Raw genomic sequence first — 17,444 nt, 5'->3', positions numbered from 1 at the left:
CTTATCCCCTGCTGACCGCCAGGCGGCAGCACAATACCAGACCGCCGTTGTCACCCGCCCGCGCCCACAGGCTGCCACCAAAGCCTTCGATCAGGCTGCGGCTCATGCTCAAACCCAGTCCCAGGCCGTCGGCCTTGCTGGTGGTGAACGGCGTGAATATTTCGTCCAGGCGCTCGGGGTCCACACCCGGGCCCTGGTCAGCCACCTCCACCAGCACGCCGTCGCCATCACGCACAGCGCCGAGCAGGATACGTGACGGCCGCTCGCCCTGCTGCTCGCGGTTGGCATCGATGGCATTGCGCAACAGGTTGAGCAGGACCTGTTCCAGCAACACCCGGTCGGCGTACACCAAGGGCAGTTGCGTACTCATGCGCAGCTCCACCGTCACTTGGTCGCGCGCGGCCTCCCAAGCGCACAAGCGCATGGCCTCCTCGGCGACCTCGGTCACGTCCAGCGCCTGCAGGTTTCGTGGCCCCTTGCGCAGGAAAGCGCGCAAGCGGCGGATCACTTCAGCGGCGTGGGTGGCCTGTTCGCTGATGCGTTGCAACCCCTGCCCTACACGCTCACGGGCCTGCGGGTCGCGCTCGATGCTCGACAGGTAGCGCAAGCTGGCGTTGGCGTAATTGACCACCGCAGCCAACGGCTGATTGATCTCGTGGGCAATGCCCGAGGCCAGTTCGCCGAGGGTGGCCAGCCGGGCACTGTGCGCCAGGCTTTCCTGGGCTTCGATGCGCAAGGTGATGTCGCGGGACACGCTGACCACCTCCACCACCGTGCCGGTGTAGGTTTCGCGGATGGCCCGGCTGGCGATTTCGAACCAACGGTAACCGCCCGCAGCCTGGCGTACCCGGCAGGTCATGGTGTGGTAGCCATCCTGGTCCAGCGCCGCTGCCGCCTGGCGCAGCACCTGGCGCCGCTCGCGCGGGTGCAGCAGGCTGTGCACGGGCATGCCGCGTAGTTGCTCGGGCCACAACCCGAGCAGGCGGAATGCGGCCGGAGAAGCATCGAGAAAGCGGCCATCGGGGCTGTGCCGGGAGATCAGGTCGGTGGTGTTCTCGATGATCAGCCGATACAAGCGCCGTGCGCGGCTGGCCTCTCGCGCCCCCTGGCGCTCTTCGCTGGCGTCACGGCAGCGCCCTAGCACCTGCTGCCCCTGGTCATCAGGAATGAACGTCCACAGCACGATGCGCTCACCCACCTGCACCTCGACATCGGCAATCGCCCGATGCTGGCGCAGGCAGGCACGTACCAGCGCGGCGCAGTTGGCCGGCAGCCAGCTGGCCAACCCCGGGCCTGCATCTACCCAGGCTTGCAGCGCGGGGTTGAGCGCCAGCGGCCTGGCGTCATCGGCCAGCAGCAGGCTGGGTTGAGGGTCCTTGGCGAGCAAGGGATAAGCGGTCTTGTCCACGGTAGGCGGCTCGTTGTTATAGTAGTTTTACTATATTGCTATAGTCGATATTCCTACTACCATAGCGGTTCGCGTAAAACTGCGACAGAGGAAGGCGGCCTACCGTACGCCTCCCCGCACCCTGAACAGAGCTAACAATCAGCCACCGGGGGCCAAGCGCACAGGCTGCGTATGCCTCCCTTACAGGATTACCGCATGTCGATCTATGCCCAGGGCCTGATGCCCGCTGCCGTCAACCATGTCGCCCTCACCCCGCTGAGTTTCATCGAACGCACCGCTGCGGTATACGGCCAGTATCCAGCCGTGATTCACGGCGCCATCCGCCGTAACTGGCAAGACACCTACCAACGCTGCCGCCGCCTGGCCAGTGCCCTGGTGGGCCGCGGCATCGGCCGTGGCGACACCGTGGCAGTGATGCTGCCCAACACCCCGGCCATGCTCGAAGCCCACTTTGGCGTGCCCATGACCGGTGCCGTGCTCAATACCCTGAACGTACGCCTGGACGCCGAGGCCATCGCCTTCATGCTGCAACACGGCGAGGCCAAGGTGCTGATTACCGACCGCGAGTTCCATGCGGTGATTGAAGCCGCCCTGGCGCTGCTCGAACATCCGCCATTGGTAGTGGACGTGGATGACCCCGAGTACGGTGAAGGCCGTGCGGTCAGCGAACTGGACTACGAGGCCCTGCTCGCCGAGGGCGACCCGGAATATGCCTGGGAGTGGCCGGATGACGAGTGGCAGGCCATTTCGCTCAACTACACCTCCGGCACCACCGGCAACCCAAAGGGCGTGGTCTACCATCACCGCGGCGCCTACCTGAACGCCTTGGGTAACCAGATGACCTGGGCCATGGGGCATCGCCCGGTGTACCTGTGGACCTTGCCGATGTTCCACTGCAACGGCTGGTGCTACCCCTGGACCATCACCGCCCTGGCCGGCACGCATGTTTTCCTGCGCCGGGTCGACCCGCAGAAGATTCTTAACCTTATCCGCGAACACCGGGTCAGCCACCTGTGCGGCGCACCGATCGTGCTCAACGCCTTGGTCAACATGCCGGAAGCCGCCAAGGCCGCCATCGAGCACCCGGTACAGGCCATGGTGGCCGGCGCCGCACCACCGGCCAAGGTGATCGGTGCCGTGGAAGAAATGGGTATTCAGGTCACCCACACCTACGGCCTGACCGAAGTCTACGGCCCGGTGACCGTGTGTGCCTGGCATGACGCGTGGGACGAACTGACGCTGGAAGAACGCGCGCGCATCAAGTCACGCCAAGGTGTGCGTTACCCGACCCTCGACGGCCTGATGGTCGCCGACCCGCAAACCCTCGAGCCGGTGCCGCGCGATGGCAACACGCTGGGCGAGATTTTCATGCGCGGCAACACGGTGATGAAGGGCTACCTGAAAAACCCCGAGGCCACCGCCGAAGCCTTCCGTGGCGGCTGGTTCCACACCGGCGACCTGGCCGTGTGGCATGCGGACGGTTATGTGGAGATCAAGGACCGGCTCAAGGACATCATCATTTCCGGTGGCGAGAACATTTCCACCATCGAGGTCGAGGACGCCCTGTACAAACACCCGGCGGTGCTCGAGGCCGCCGTGGTGGCGCGCCCGGATGAAAAATGGGGAGAAACCCCATGCGCCTTCGTAGCCCTGAAGCCTGGCAGGGAAGACACCCGCGAAGCCGACATCACCAGCTGGTGCCGCGAGCACCTGGCCGGGTTCAAGGTGCCCAAGACCGTGGTGTTTGGCGAGCTGCCCAAAACCTCCACCGGCAAGATCCAGAAGTACGTGCTGCGCGACCGGGCCAAAGCCCTCTGATCCCGTAGCGGCCTATTCGCGGGCATGCCCGCGAAGAGGCCGCACCTGATTTCTCCCCTTCAAGAGCCAACGATGACTACCTATTCAGCCCCACTGCGCGACATGCGCTTCGTCCTGCATGACGTATTCAACGCCCCGGCCCTGTGGGCCCGCCTGCCCGCCCTGGCCGAGCGCATCGACGCCGACACCGCCGACGCCATCCTCGAAGAAGCCGCCAAAGTCACCGGCCAGCTGATCGCTCCGCTCAGCCGCAACGGCGACGAACAAGGCGTGCACTTCGAAGCAGGCCAGGTCACCACACCAGACGGTTTCCGCGAAGCCTGGCACACCTACCGCGAAGGCGGCTGGGTCGGCTTGGGCGGCAACCCGGCGTATGGCGGCATGGGCATGCCGAAAATGCTGGGCGTGCTGTTCGAAGAAATGCTCTACGCCGCCGATTGCAGCTTCAGCCTGTATTCGGCCTTGAGTGCTGGCAGCTGCCTGGCCATCGATGCCCACGCCAGCGAAACGCTCAAGGCCACTTACTTGCCGCCCCTGTACGAAGGCCGCTGGGCGGGCACCATGTGCCTCACCGAACCCCATGCCGGCACCGATCTGGGGCTGATCCGCACGCGTGCCGAACCCCAGGCCGATGGCAGCTATCACATCAGTGGCAGCAAGATTTTCATTACCGGTGGCGAGCAGGACCTGACCGAGAACATCGTCCACCTGGTCCTGGCCAAGCTGCCGGATGCACCTGCTGGCGCCAAAGCCATCTCGCTGTTTCTGGTGCCCAAGTACCTGGTCGAGGCCGACGGCAGCCTGGGCGCACGCAACGCCGCCCATTGCGGCTCGATCGAGCACAAGATGGGCATCAAGGCATCGGCCACCTGTGTGATGAACTTCGATGGCGCCATCGGTTACCTGGTGGGCGAGCCGAACAAGGGCCTGGCAGCCATGTTCACCATGATGAACTACGAGCGCCTGTCCATCGGTATCCAGGGCATCGGCTGCGCCGAAGCCTCTTACCAAAGCGCCGCCCGTTACGCCAACGAGCGCCTGCAAAGCCGCGCCGCCAGCGGCCCGCAGGCGCAGGACAAGGCGGCCGACCCCATCATCCACCACGGCGATGTACGGCGCATGCTGCTGACCATGCGCACCCTCACCGAAGGTGGCCGGGCGTTTGCCGCCTACGTGGGCCAGCAGCTGGACCTGGCCCGTTACGCTGAAGACACCGGCGAACGCGAACATGCCCAGCGCCTGGTGGCACTGTTGACGCCAGTGGCCAAGGCGTTCTTCACCGACAACGGTCTGGAAAGCTGCGTGCTTGGCCAGCAGGTGTATGGCGGCCATGGTTATATCCGCGAGTGGGGGCAAGAGCAGCGGGTGCGTGACGTACGCATTGCGCAGATTTATGAAGGTACCAACGGTATTCAGGCCCTGGACCTGCTCGGCCGCAAGGTACTGGCCGACGGCGGCCAGGCGCTGGCCAGCTTTGCCGCCGAAGTGCGGAGTTTCAGCGTGGATGCCCCGTTGCACCGCGAAGCCCTGCAGGCAAGCCTGGCGCGGTTGGAGGCGACCAGTGGGTGGCTGCGGGCACGTGTCGGCGAGGATGCCAATCTGGTCAGCTCGGTGGCGGTAGAGTACCTGCAGCTGTTCGGGCTGACGGCATATGCCTACATGTGGGCGCGGATGGCTGCGGCGGCGTTGGCCAGGCAGGACGAGGACGCTGACTTTTACGGTGCCAAGCTGGCGTGTGCGGCGTTCTTCTTCCAACGTATTTTGCCGCGCGGGTTGGGGCTTGAGGCCAGTATTCGGGCCGGTAGTGACAGCCTTTATGGGCTGGAGGCGGCGCAATTCTGATAGGACGTTGGGGGCGCTTTGCGCCCCTTGTGTCGCGATGGGCTGCGCAGCAGCCCCAAGGATCTCAGCCTGCATTTACTTGCGCGAAGGGTTCTCAAACGCTGAAAAACCGTTGCAAATCCGACGAAAAAACGGCACAACTGATAGTCATTCGCCATTACATCGGTTCTCGGGAGCCCTCTGGCAAGGGTAGAATGCGCAAAACCCGGAGCCGCAATGAACCACGACCGCCTCAATCCCAGCCCAGACGATGCCATCACCGACGCTGCCGCGCATTGGTGCATGCGCCTGCACGCCGAAGACTGCACGGCTGGCGAGCGCGAGGCTTTTGCCCGCTGGCTGGCGGCAGATCCGCGGCATGCCGAGGAATACGAGGCAATGCTGGAAATCTGGCAAACCGCCGACCTGTTGCCACGCACTGCCACTGTCGTCGAGTTCAACCCGCCAGCCCCACATGCCGCGCGTTCACGCAGCTGGCGCCCGCTGGCGTCTGCCGCAGCCATCGCCCTGGCGGTACTGCCGCTGGCCGGTTGGGTGGGCTGGGAACAAGGTTGGCTGCCCAACCACTACCAGCACTTCGAAGCCAGTGACCGCATGCAGACCGTGGAGCTGAGCGACGGCAGCACGGTGCAGCTCAACCTCAATACCGAGCTCACCTACCTCAACTACAAGGACCAGCGCCAGGTCACGCTCAAGCGCGGCGAGGCATTCTTCAAGGTTCAGCACGACAGCAACCACCCGTTCATCGTGCACGCCGGTCGCGGCCAGACACGGGTCACCGGCACCCAGTTCAACGTGTGGAAGTACCAGGACCAGGTCAAGGTCACGCTGGTGGAAGGCTCGGTACTGGTGTCCAGCGATGGCAGCACCGGCGGCTATCGCCTTGGGCCTGGCATGCAGGCCAGCTACCACCAGGGCGATTTCGAGCCCCAACTGGAGCAGAGCGACGACTACGGCAACAGCCTGGCCTGGCGCAGCGGCAAGCTGGTGCTCGACAACCTGAGCCTGGAACAGGCGCTGCCGGTGATCAACCGCTACCTCGACGCGCCCCTGCTGCTGGCCGATGCCAGCACCGGTCGCATCCGCATCAGCGGCATTTACAACACCCGTGAAGTGGGCCGCCTGGTCAACAACCTGCCCAAGGTGCTGCCGGTCTACCTGACCCGCAGCAAGGACGGCAGCACCGTGCTCAACCGCATCTCGCCGCCGCCCGACAAGGGCTGACGCCCTCCCCGCCTTACAAGGTCATCGCAGCCAACCAGCCGAACGCCAGCAGCGGCAGGTTGTAGTGGATGAAGGTCGGCACCACGGTGTCCCAGATATGGTGATGCTGGCCGTCGACGTTCAGGCCCGAGGTTGGGCCCAGGGTCGAGTCCGAAGCCGGCGAGCCCGCATCTCCCAAGGCACCGGCAGTACCAACGATGCACACCGTGGCTACCGGGTCGAAGCCCAGTTGCACGCACAGCGGCACGAAGATCGCGGCCAGGATCGGCACAGTGGAGAACGACGAGCCGATACCCATGGTCACCAGCAGGCCCACCAGCAGCATCAGCAAGGCGCCGATGCCTTTGCTGTGGTCGATCCACTGGGCCGAGGTTTCCACCAGGCTTTTAACCTCACCGGTAGCCTTCATCACATCGGCAAACCCCGAGGCGGCAATCATGATGAAGCCGATCATGGCCATCATCTTCATACCCTCGGTGAACAGGTCATCGGTGTCCTTCCATTTGACGATGCCCGACAGCGAGAAAATCAGGAAGCCGACCATGGCCCCGATGATCATCGAATCCAGCAACAACTGGACGATGAACGCTGCGGCAATTGCCAGCCCGGCCACCAGCAGTGTCAGCGGGTTGTACTGCACGCTCACCTGTTCCACCTGCTCGATGCGGGCCAGGTCGTAGTCACGCTTCTTTCGGTAGCTGATGAAGACCGCCAGCAACAGGCCTGCGAGCATGCCTGCCGCCGGGATGGCCATGGCCTGGGTCACATTGACGCCACTCACATCGACACCGGCACGGGCAACGTTGGCCAGCAGGATTTCGTTGAGGAAGATGTTGCCAAACCCCACCGGCAGGAACATGTACGGGGTAATCAGACCGAAGGTGATGACGCAGGCGATCAGCCGACGGTCGATGCGCAAACGGGTCAGCACATACAAAAGCGGCGGCACCAGCAGCGGGATGAAGGCAATGTGGATGGGCAGGATATTCTGCGACGACACCGCCACCACCAGCATCAGGCCAATCATCAGCCATTTGACCTTGCCGCCATTGGCGTGGCCCTGGCGATCGATCATGGCCAGTGCACGGTCAGCCAAGGCATGGGCCAGGCCGGACTTGGCGATGGCCACGGCAAAAGCGCCCAACAGTGCATAGGACAAGGCCACCGTGGCACCCCCGCCCAGGCCGCCGTTGAAGGCCTTGAGCGTGCCTTCGACGCCCAGGCCGCCCACCAGCCCACCGACCAGGGCGCCAATGATCAGGGCGATGACCACGTGCACGCGGGACAGGCTGAGTATCAGCATGATGCCGACCGCGGCGATCACTGCATTCATGGTTGGCTTACCTCATTACGACAGAAAAAAGCGCGAACTCTGAAGCAGTGGGCGGCAGATGTCAAAAGCGCCATGTTGCGGCGCATTAGCAACTCCTAAAGGATCACGCTCCCACAGGGGATCGCAAGCGACCTCAACAATTAAATTGAACGTTTGAATAAAGAAAAAACGGCGCCCGCCGACACAGTCGCTAGCCACACTCTTATTACAAGGGATCCGACCCCATGCCTTTGCGACAACTTTCCATCCAGTGGAAAATCACCCTGCTCGCCGGTCTCTGCCTGGCCGGCATCGTCACCTTGCTCGTTGGCCTGTCGCTGTACCGCATGGACCACAGCTCGGACCTGGTCAAGGCCAGCAGCATGCAGATGCTGACCGAGGCGGCGCAATCGCGCATCGAGTCGCAGGGTGAGGTGCAAGCCCTGAATATCCGCCGCCAGTTCATGGACGCCTACCAGTACGGTGCCGGCTTCGCCCGCCAGGTGCTGTTCCTGCGTGAGCAGGCGGAAAAACGCTATCTAGATGCCTTCGACCTGCGCGAGGACATGACCCGCCAAGTGCGCGCCGCGCTGCAGGCCAACCCCGACCTGCTTGGCCTCTCGCTGGTGTTCGAACCCAACGCACTGGACAACAAGGACAGCCTGTTTGCCGGCAAGGCGGAGCTGGGCAGCAACGAAACCGGGCGTTTTGCCCTGTACTGGTCGCAACCGCGCGCCGGCCAGCTGACCGCCATGGCGCTGCCCGAGCATGACATGGCCAACACCGAGATCGGCCCCAGCGGCCAGCCGGCCAACACCTGGTGGGTGTGCCCGCGCACCACCGGCAAGGTGTGCGTCGTGGAGCCTTACTTTTACGACATCAATGGCCAGCAGGTGCTGATGACCAGCATCGTCTTCCCGCTGGCGGTCAACGGCAAGATCATTGCCACCCTGTCCATCGACATCAACCTCAACAGCCTCCAGGCCCTCAGCCAGGACGCCAGCCGCAGCCTGTACGAAGGCCGCACCACGGTCGGCATCCTCAGCCCGGTCGGCCTGCTGGCCGGCTACAGCGCCGATGCCAGCAAGCTGGCCCAGCGCTTCGATCAGGTGGACCCGACCAACGGCGCCGAACTGGTGCGCAAGCTGGCCGATGGCAAGATGACCATCCTGCACGACCAACAGCGCCTGAAAGTGCTGGCCGCGTTCCGACCGATCCCCGACGCCCAACCTTGGGGCGTGCTGCTGGATGTACCGGAAAACGCCCTGACAGGGCCAGCCGAAAAACTGAAGCAGGAACTGGACACGCTGAATACCAGCGGCACCTTGCTTGAGCTGGGCCTGGGTTTGGCTGCAGCCATTGCCGGCCTGCTGATGGTGTGGCTGATGGCCCGTGGCGTTACCCGGCCCATCCTTGGCGTGGCCGCCATGCTCAAGGACATTGCCAGTGGTGAGGGCGACCTGACCGGGCGCCTGGCCTACCAGAAACAGGACGAACTGGGCGAACTGGCCGGCTGGTTCAACCGCTTCCTCGACAAGCTGCAGCCGACCATCGCAGAGGTCAAACGCTCGGTGCAGGCCGCCCGAGGTACCGCCGACCAGTCCTCGGCCATTGCCAGTGAAACCAGCGCGGGCATGGAACAGCAGTACCGCCAGGTCGACCAGGTGGCCACCGCCTCGCACGAAATGAGCGCCACCGCCCAGGACGTGGCCCGCAGCGCGGCCCAGGCCGCGCAGGCTGCCCGTGATGCCGACCAGGCCACCCGTGAAGGCCTGGCGGTGATCGACCACACCACCACCAGCATCGATGCCCTGGCCGCCAACATGAGCGACGCCATGGCCGAGGTCCAGGGCCTGGCGCAAAACAGCGAGAAGATCGGCTCGGTGCTGGAGGTGATCCGCTCGATTGCCGAGCAGACCAACCTGCTGGCCCTCAACGCGGCCATCGAGGCTGCCCGCGCCGGTGAAGCCGGCCGTGGCTTTGCCGTGGTGGCCGATGAAGTGCGCAACCTGGCCCGGCGTACCCAGGAGTCGGTGGAAGAAACCCGCCAGGTGATCGAAGCCTTGCAGGCAGGCACCCGCGAAGTGGTCGACGCCATGGACAACAGCCATCGCCAGGCCCAGGGCGGCGTCGAGCAGGTTGGCCAGGCCGTGACGGCATTGCAGCGTATCGGCCAGGCGGTGACCGTGATTACCGACATGAACCTGCAGATCGCCTCGGCCGCCGAAGAGCAAAGCGCGGTGGCTGAAGAAATCAACAGCAATGTGGCGACGATCCGCGACGTTACGGAGTCGCTGTCGGGCCAGGCCAACGAGTCGGCGCGGGTCAGCCAGTCGCTGAACAGCCTGGCCAACCAGCAGCAGGCGCTGATGGACCAGTTCCGCGTCTGAGGCAGATAGGGCCGCCTCGTGCGGCCCTGAATACCGCTCAAACCTCGTCGTCTACACTTGCCTGCACCCAAGGCGCGGCAAACGACGAGGTCTGGATGAAGAAGCTTTCAACACTGCTGGCCGGCCTGCTGCTGGCCGTAGGCCTGGCAAGTACTGACAGTGCCGCTTCGGCAGAACAACGCCCACCCATCCATTTTGGTGCCATCGGCTGGGAAAGCGGCGCCCTCACTACCGAAATCCTGCGGCTGATCGTGGAGCGCGGTTATGGCTACCCTACAGACACCCTGCCCGGCAGCACGGTCAGCATGGAGGTGGCCCTGGCCCGCAACGACCTGCAAGTGATCGCCGAAGAGTGGGCCGGACGCAGCCCGGCGTGGGTCAAAGCCGAGCAGGCAGGCCAGGTATTCGCACTGGGTGATACGGTGAAGAACGCCGAAGAAGGCTGGTGGGTGCCTGCGTATGTGATCGAGGGCGACGCCGCTCGCAAACTGAAGCCCATGGCGCCCGAATTGCGCCATGTCGACGACCTCAAGCGTTACCCGCAGGTATTTCGTGACCCCGAGTCGCCCGACAAAGGTCGCTTCCTGAACAGCCCCACTGGCTGGACATCGGAAACGGTCAACAGCCAGAAGCTCAAGGCATACGGCCTGGACAACCTGTACACCAACTTCCGCAGTGGCTCCGGTGCTGCGATGGATGCCGAAATCGGCTCAGCCATCCGCCGTGGCCAGCCGGTGTTGTTCTACTACTGGAACCCGACCCCATTGATGGGGCGCTACAAGCTCATACGGCTTGAAGAACCACCGTTCGATGCCCAGGCCTGGGCCACCCTCACCGATGCCAGCAACCCCAACCCGCAGGGCAGCCGTTCGCTGCCGGCAAAGTTGTCGATTGGTGTGTCCAAAGCCTTCCGTGAAGGCTACCCGGACCTGGTGACGGTGTTCGAACAGGTCGACTTGCCGATCGACCGGCTCAACAAGGCGCTGGCCGACATGAGCGAAAAACGCACGCCGCCGCGCGATGCCGCCCTCGCCTTCCTGCGTGACAACCTTGACGTCTGGAAGGCCTGGCTACCCAGTGAAGTCGCCGCCAGGGTCGAGGGCAGCCTGTGAGCAACGGCTTCCCGCAAGCCTTGCAGTTTTCCTTTGCCGACAGCGTCAACCGGTTGGTCGATTGGCTGGTGCTGAACTACGGCGATCATTTGCGTAGTGTTTCCGACCAGTTGCTGCAACTGCTGGTAGGCCTGGAAAACCTGCTGCGCCTGTTGCCGTGGTGGCTGTTGTTGCTGCTGGTAGGCGTGCTTGCCTGGCACGCCAGCCGAAGCCTGCTGCGCAGTGCGGTACTGGTGTCGCTGCTGGCCCTGATCGGCATGCTCGGGCTGTGGGACAAACTGCTGCAAACCTTGGCCTTGGTGCTGGTGAGTACCGGCCTGTGCGTGCTGGTGGGCGTGCCGCTGGGCATTCTGCTGGCTGCCCGGCCACTGGCGAAGCGGCTGTTGTTGCCGGTGCTGGATGTGATGCAGACGCTGCCTGCTTTCGTTTACCTGATCCCGGTGCTGATGCTGTTCGGCCTGGGCAAGGTGCCCGCCGTGTTTGCCACACTGATCTACGCCCTGCCGCCGTTGGTGCGATTGACCGAACTGGGCCTGAGCCAGATCGACCCCTCGCTGCTACAGGCCGCGCACGGTCTGGGGGCCAGCCGCTGGCAACGCTTGCGGCGCATTGCCCTTCCGCTGGCGCTGCCGAGCATCATGGCCGGGCTGAACCAGTCGGTAATGATGGCCCTGTCAATGGTGGTGATGGCTTCGATGATCGGCGCCCGCGGGTTGGGTGAGGATGTACTGATGGGGATCCAGACGCTGAATGTGGGGCAAGGTGTGGAGGCCGGGCTGGCAATTGTCGCGTTGGCCATGGTGATTGACCGGATCAGCCAGGCGTACGGGCGCAACGGGCACTGAACAGTGTTGCCGGCGATAGGGCCGGGCCTGACAATGCAGCTCTGTCAGCTTGAAACCGGACCTCATCCGCATGTCCCTCAAAGCCCTGCGCACCCTGGTAACCATCGCCCGACATGGCACCTTTGCCCGCGCCGCCGACCTGCTCAGCCTCACACCTTCGGCAGTGAGCCTGCACATCAAAACCCTTGAAGACGAATTGCAGGTGACCTTGTTCGACCGCAGCCGTCGGCAGGTGGTACTGACCGAGGCCGGCCAGTTGGCCGTGGCGCGTGCCGAAACCATCCTGGGCGCCTATGACGAACTGGCCGACGCCTTGGCCAGTGGCCCTGGCCTGCGTGGCCGCCTGCGCCTGGGGGCCATCCACACGGTGCTGGCGCGGCGCCTGCCCAAGGCGCTGGTCTGGATCAAGACCCACCATCCGCAATTGCATATCAGCGTGGCGTCGGGGATGTCGGCGGAACTGGCGCGGCGCGTGGAGGACGGCGAACTCGATGCAGCGATCACCACCGAGCCGGTCAGCCCCTACCCGCAAAGCCTGGACTTCACACCGTTGTTCGAGGACCGCTTCTGGGCCATCGCCAGCCCGGAACTGGCCGGGCACGGTGTAGCCGAGTTGCTGGCCAGCCAACCGTTCCTGCGCTTCGACAAACGCGCCTGGGCCGGGCGGCAGATCGAGCAGGAACTGCGCCGCCAGCATCTGCAGGTGAGCGAGCAAATGGAGCTGGACAGCCAGGAGGCCCTGGCGCGCATGGCCGTGATGGGCCTGGGCGTGGCGATCATCCCCATGGCGGATGACGACCTGCAACGCCTGCCGCCCGCCACCTGCCTGCCGTTTGGCGAACCGCAACTGACCCGGCGGGTGGTGTTGCTGGAGCATGAGAAAAGCCAGCGGCGGCATTTAAGTGCGGTGCTGAAGACGGCCTTGGAAGCGTGAGCGCCAACGGGCGCCGTCGCCTCAACAATGCATTTTTTCTCAACAGTCAGTGCAGAAAACAACGTTTTTACAAACCCTTTCTCACCCGTAGTCTGTGCGCGTACCCGACCACGGAACGTCGAACATGCTCCCGTTGCTGCTGACCACCCTGCTACCGATCATCCTGCTGATTGCCCTGGGCACCTTCCTGCGCCTTCGCGGCTTTTTGGCCGAAAGCTTCTGGCCGGGTGCCGAACGCCTGAGCTACTACGTATTGCTTCCCTCGTTGTTCCTGCACGGCCTGGCCACGGCCAACCTCGACGGCGTGCCAGTGCTGGGGATGGTCGGTGTGCTGATGCTGTCGACCCTGGCCGGGGCGCTGCTACTGGTGCTGTACCAAGGCGCTGTGAGCCACGATGGCGCCGATTTCACGTCGGTCTTCCAGGGCGGTATCCGCTTCAACAACTACATTGGCGCCACACTGGCCGCCGGCATCTACGGCAGCGCCGGCATCGCCCTGGCCGCAGTGGCCAATGCCGCCATCGTGCCCTTGGTCAACCTGCTGTGCGTGCTGGTGTTTGCCCGCTTCAGCGCCCGCCACAGTTCACCGGCCACGGTGCTGAGGGCGATTTTCGCCAACCCGTTGATCGTCGGTTGCGCGGGCGGCTTACTGCTGCGGGTGACGGGGCTGGGCCTGCCGCCCGGCATCGAACCCACGGTCAAGGCGCTGGGCCAGGCCGCCCTGCCGATGGGCCTGCTGTGCGTTGGCGCGGCACTGGGTGGCGCCAGCCTGGGCCAGCAGGTGCGACCGTTGATGGCCGCCTCGGCGTTCAAGTTCCTGGTCATGCCGCTGACCACCTGGGGCTTGTGCCGCCTGGTTGGCCTGAGTGGCCAGGCAGCGGTCGTGGCGGTGCTGTTCCAGGCCCTGCCTACCGCCTCTTCGTCCTACGTGATGGCCCGGCAAATGGGTGGCAACGCCCCGCTGATGGCCACCATCATTGCCCTGCAGACAGTGGCCGCCGCAGCCACCCTGCCTTTGGTACTAATGCTTACGCTTGGCTAGACTGGTATCAGCCCCTCTTTCGGAAGCTTGCCCATGCGCCTTGCCTGGATCCTGATCGGCTTGACCTCGGCCCTGCTCGCAGGCCCCTTGCACGCAGCCGACACCGCCATGGCCGCAGTGGCTGAAGACAAGGCCGAAGTGCTTGAAGAAAAGGTGGTGGAAGACGCCCCTCCTCCCAAGAAAGCAGAAAAACTGACCCCAGGTGAAGCCCAGGCGGTCGATCCCGCCGGCCAGGCACCGCTGGACGACAGCATCACCTGCCTGGCCCGCACCATCTACTGGGAAGCCAAGGGCGCCGACGCCGAAGACATGTCGGCTGTGGCCAGTGTGGTGCTCAACCGCCTGGGCCACGATGGCTTCCCCGATACCATCTGCGGCGTGGTCAAACAGGGCGTGGAAACCAAGGCGTGCCAGTTTTCCTGGTGGTGCGACGGGCGCCCGGACCAGGTCGAGGAAGCGCAACGCTACGGTGTGGCCAAGGAAATCGCGCGCAAGGCGCTTAACCAACAGTTGAAAGACCCCACCGGCGGCGCCCTGTACTTCCACGACCGCACCGTGCATCCCGACTGGGCCAAGACCTACCGCAAGACGGCGCAGACCACGCATTTCCTGTTCTATAAGCCGAATCAGGCGTTGGCCCGTTGATGCGGTACCGAGCAATCAGAAACCGATGCTACCTGAAAACTTGACCAGCCGTGGGTCACCCTGGGCTACCTGGGAGGTTGGGAACAGTTGGCGTTTGAGGATTGTTTCTAGCCAATGTTACGAATGATTACCAAGTAATCGCACTTTTGTGCCGACCAGTGGTCTACTCCCTCTTTTGCCGCCCGCAACGATTGCCGGCGTTTCATTGCTTTGCACCCGCCAGGGGCCAAAAGCCCCGGGCTTGTGTAGGATGAGCAGCGCATACCACGACGCTGCCAGTCATAGGGAGATCCACATGCGCGTCCTGTCATCCGTTGCCGCCTTGTCGCTGGGCCTTGTCGTATCGACCGGGGCACTGGCTGTCACCGGCGAAGAGGCGCAACTGATCGATTCGATCAATGTCTACCGCAGCCAGGCCCAGCCCTGCGGTGGCGAGGCGTCGCTGGAGCTGCCGCCGCTCAACAGCGACACCCGCCTGGCGCTGTCGCCAGAAGGCACCCGTGACCTGCAGCAGGCCATGACCCGCGCCGCCTACCCCATGGTCAACGTTCAGGCCATCAGCCTGTCGGGGCCACGCGATGCGCGCGCTGCCATGCACGCCATCGAAGAAAGCTTTTGCCAGGTGGTGCTCGACCCGCAGTTCGTCGATATCGGCGTCAGCCAGGAGGGCCGCGACTGGCGCATCGTACTGGCCCGCCCACTGCTCAGCGGCCGCCTGGGTGACTGGCAGGCCGAAGGGCAGAAGGTGCTGCAGGAAATCAACGCCGCGCGCAAGGTGCCGCGCCAATGCGGTGGCCACCCCTTCGCCGCCGCCCCCGCCCTGAGCTGGAGCACGGCACTGGCCGGCGTCGCCGCCAGCCACACACGGGCCATGGCCAACCAGAACTTCTTCGACCACATCGACAAGGAAGGCCGTACCCCGGGTGACCGGGCGGAACTGGCGGGTTACCTGTATCAGCAGATTGGAGAGAACATTGCGGCCGGGCGTGATACCGCGCACAAGGTAGTCGAAGGCTGGCTGCAGAGCCCTGGGCATTGCGCCACGCTGATGAACCCGGACTTCCGTGAATTGGGTGCGGCTTATGCGGTGGACCCTAAGAGTGATGCAGGGATCTACTGGACGGGTTTGTTCGGGACACCGCAGTAAGCGCTTCCACAAGGATGTGCACCGAGTTTCATCCTGGATGATTGCCTGCTCGCAACGCCAAGGCCGTACACCCAAATCGCCGCCGCACGCATTTACCCAGGTAACTGGCATCGCCCAGCCCTACTTCATCGGCAATCTGCGCCAGGCTGTGGCTGGAATTGAGCAAGCGCCAGCGCGCCTGCTGCAAGCGCATCTCCAGCCACCAGGCCTTGGCGCTCATGCCATGGCTGGCCTGAAACTGGCGGTCGAGCTGACGCCGGCTGATGCCCAGTTCAGCCGCCAGTTGCTCCAATGCCAGCGGCGTAGCCAGGTGATGGCGCATCAAAGCTTGTGCCCGCTGCACCTGCCGCCCCTGCCCGGCGGCCAGCTCAAGCGAGCGTAGCGCATGGCGGCTGTCGCGGGTTTCGTCCACCAGCATGTCGGCCAGCCCTTTGAGCGCCCGGGTTCGCCCGCAGGCCTGTGACAACAACGCCACCGCCAGGTCGATAGCCGCCGTACCACCTGCGCAGGTGATACGGCTGCCGTCGATGCAATACAGCTGCTCACGCAACACCTGCAACTGCGGGAATGCTGCACGAAACTCGGCTTCGTGGCGCCAGTGCACCACCACCTTGTGCCCTTGCAACAGCCCGCAGGCAGCCAGCAGGAAGGCGCCGTTGTCGACCCCTACCAGCTTGACCCCGGCTTTGCCGGCCCGCCTGAGCAAGGCCTGGTAGCGCGGCGCCAACGCGGCAGTGGCCATGGCATTGCGCCCGCCGAACACGACCAGATAGTCGAAACGGGTCAGATCGACCTGGCCGGCATCGGCCTCGACCTGCACCACCGCGCCACTGCTCGATGGCACCGGGTCGAGGCTGAGCCCTGCCACGGTCCAGCTGCAGTAGCGCTGCTGACTGTAGTCTTCGTCATCGGCGCTGAAGCGCAACTTGTCGAGAAAGGCGCCGAACGGCAACAGGGCAAAATCCGGTAACGGCAGGATCAGCAAACGGATATCAGGCAGCATGGTGTTGCGTCCAGAAACGACTGTTCAATGTCTAGATACTACCCTTCATGGGCGCAGTTCGCGCCATAAACTGGCCCCCTCCACACCAACAAGGCACTTGCGCAAATGGCACTCGACACCTGGCTCATTTACCTGCTGGCCAGCATTGGCCTGTCACTGACCCCAGGCCCCAACAGCTTGCTGGCCCTGACCCATGGTGCCCTGTACGGCGCCCGGCGAACGTTGTTCACGATCGTTGGCGGGGTGTTCGGCTTCAGCGCCCTCATCGCCCTGGCGATGTTTGGCCTCAGTGCCTTGCTGCAAACCTCGGCCTCGGTGCTGAGTGTGTTGAAATGGGTGGGGGGTGCTTATCTGGTCTGGTTGGGTATCCAGCTGTGGCGCAGCCCGGGGCTGCACCTGGAACTGAACGAGCGCAGCGCTCGGCTTGGCAATGCCGGCCTGTTCCGCCAAGGCCTGTTGTCGGCCATGGCCAACCCCAAGGTGCTGCTGTTCTATGGGGCCTTTCTGCCGCAGTTCATCGACCCGCAACGCGGCTTGATGCTGCAGTTCGTGGTGATGGCAACGACCTTCGCCAGCGTCGAGTTCCTGGTCGAGTACCTGCTGGCGCGGTTGGCATTTCGTATTCGGCCTTGGCTGGCCAAGGGGGGGAAGGGTTTCAACCGTTGCTGCGGCAGCCTGTTTGCCCTGATCGGTGTGGCGCTGCCGCTTGGCCGATGACGCCC

General features: G+C 64.1%; 14 protein-coding genes and 1 pseudogene. 12 read left to right on the top strand and 3 right to left on the bottom strand.

Annotated features, from left to right (window positions below):
- Window position 1 precedes the first annotated feature (1 nt).
- Window positions 2-1,408 (bottom strand): sensor histidine kinase, encoded by a 1,407-nt coding sequence (locus D906_RS23445; RefSeq protein WP_019096662.1) that lies wholly within the window; start codon window positions 1,406-1,408, stop codon window positions 2-4.
- A gap of 195 nt (window positions 1,409-1,603) precedes the next feature.
- Here D906_RS23445 and D906_RS23440 point away from each other — a divergent pair, with 195 nt between their 5' ends.
- From D906_RS23440 to D906_RS23430, 3 genes are all read left to right on the top strand, one after another.
- The gene (locus tag D906_RS23440) at window positions 1,604-3,226 is read left to right on the top strand and encodes an acyl-CoA synthetase (RefSeq protein ID WP_019096663.1); all 1,623 of its coding nucleotides are present in this window, start codon (window positions 1,604-1,606) and stop codon (window positions 3,224-3,226) included.
- A 72-nt stretch (window positions 3,227-3,298) separates the two neighbouring features.
- Window positions 3,299-5,068 (top strand): acyl-CoA dehydrogenase C-terminal domain-containing protein, encoded by a 1,770-nt coding sequence (locus tag D906_RS23435; RefSeq protein WP_027614941.1) that lies wholly within the window; start codon window positions 3,299-3,301, stop codon window positions 5,066-5,068.
- A gap of 216 nt (window positions 5,069-5,284) precedes the next feature.
- Window positions 5,285-6,292 carry a FecR family protein gene (locus D906_RS23430; protein ID WP_025752573.1) on the top strand — a complete coding sequence of 336 codons (1,008 nt, stop codon included), beginning with the start codon at window positions 5,285-5,287 and terminating at the stop codon, window positions 6,290-6,292.
- Window positions 6,293-6,305: 13 nt separating this feature from the next.
- On the opposite strand, the gene D906_RS23425 is transcribed toward D906_RS23430, so the two are convergent.
- The gene (locus tag D906_RS23425) at window positions 6,306-7,625 is read right to left on the bottom strand and encodes a Na+/H+ antiporter family protein (protein WP_016713881.1); all 1,320 of its coding nucleotides are present in this window, start codon (window positions 7,623-7,625) and stop codon (window positions 6,306-6,308) included.
- Window positions 7,626-7,849: 224 nt separating this feature from the next.
- Here D906_RS23425 and D906_RS27145 point away from each other — a divergent pair.
- The 8 genes and pseudogenes from D906_RS27145 to D906_RS23385 all read left to right on the top strand — a co-directional run.
- Window positions 7,850-9,136 (top strand): annotated as a pseudogene (locus D906_RS27145) (HAMP domain-containing protein); the annotation flags it as partial.
- A 102-nt stretch (window positions 9,137-9,238) separates the two neighbouring features.
- Entirely contained in the window at window positions 9,239-9,994 is a 756-nt protein-coding gene (locus D906_RS27140; protein WP_371104846.1) for a methyl-accepting chemotaxis protein, read from the top strand.
- A gap of 95 nt (window positions 9,995-10,089) precedes the next feature.
- Window positions 10,090-11,106: an ABC transporter substrate-binding protein gene (locus D906_RS23410; RefSeq protein WP_027614943.1), complete on the top strand. Its 1,017-nt coding sequence runs from the start codon at window positions 10,090-10,092 to the stop codon at window positions 11,104-11,106.
- Entirely contained in the window at window positions 11,103-11,951 is an 849-nt protein-coding gene (locus D906_RS23405) for a proline/glycine betaine ABC transporter permease (RefSeq protein ID WP_019096668.1), read from the top strand. Before D906_RS23410 ends, D906_RS23405 begins: the two co-directional genes overlap by 4 nt.
- A gap of 70 nt (window positions 11,952-12,021) precedes the next feature.
- Entirely contained in the window at window positions 12,022-12,885 is an 864-nt protein-coding gene (locus D906_RS23400; protein WP_016713877.1) for a LysR family transcriptional regulator, read from the top strand.
- 124 nt (window positions 12,886-13,009) lie between these two features.
- Window positions 13,010-13,927: an AEC family transporter gene (locus D906_RS23395; protein ID WP_019096669.1), complete on the top strand. Its 918-nt coding sequence runs from the start codon at window positions 13,010-13,012 to the stop codon at window positions 13,925-13,927.
- Window positions 13,928-13,960: 33 nt separating this feature from the next.
- The gene (locus D906_RS23390) at window positions 13,961-14,572 is read left to right on the top strand and encodes a cell wall hydrolase (protein ID WP_019096670.1); all 612 of its coding nucleotides are present in this window, start codon (window positions 13,961-13,963) and stop codon (window positions 14,570-14,572) included.
- A gap of 295 nt (window positions 14,573-14,867) precedes the next feature.
- Window positions 14,868-15,719: a CAP domain-containing protein gene (locus tag D906_RS23385; RefSeq protein WP_025752580.1), complete on the top strand. Its 852-nt coding sequence runs from the start codon at window positions 14,868-14,870 to the stop codon at window positions 15,717-15,719.
- A gap of 28 nt (window positions 15,720-15,747) precedes the next feature.
- On the opposite strand, the gene D906_RS23380 is transcribed toward D906_RS23385, so the two are convergent.
- On the bottom strand, window positions 15,748-16,722 hold the full coding sequence (locus D906_RS23380) for a GlxA family transcriptional regulator (RefSeq protein ID WP_019098099.1): 975 nt from the start codon (window positions 16,720-16,722) through the stop codon (window positions 15,748-15,750).
- A gap of 105 nt (window positions 16,723-16,827) precedes the next feature.
- On the opposite strand from D906_RS23380, the gene D906_RS23375 reads away from it, so the two are divergent.
- Entirely contained in the window at window positions 16,828-17,439 is a 612-nt protein-coding gene (locus D906_RS23375) for a LysE family translocator (RefSeq protein ID WP_016713873.1), read from the top strand.
- Window positions 17,440-17,444 lie beyond the last annotated feature (5 nt).

The organism is Pseudomonas sp. LAIL14HWK12:I1, from assembly GCF_003202095.1.
Taxonomy (GTDB): Bacteria; Pseudomonadota; Gammaproteobacteria; order Pseudomonadales; family Pseudomonadaceae; genus Aquipseudomonas; species Aquipseudomonas monteilii.
Note: the sequence above shows the minus strand (reverse complement) of the source record. Positions and strands in the feature narration are given on the sequence as shown.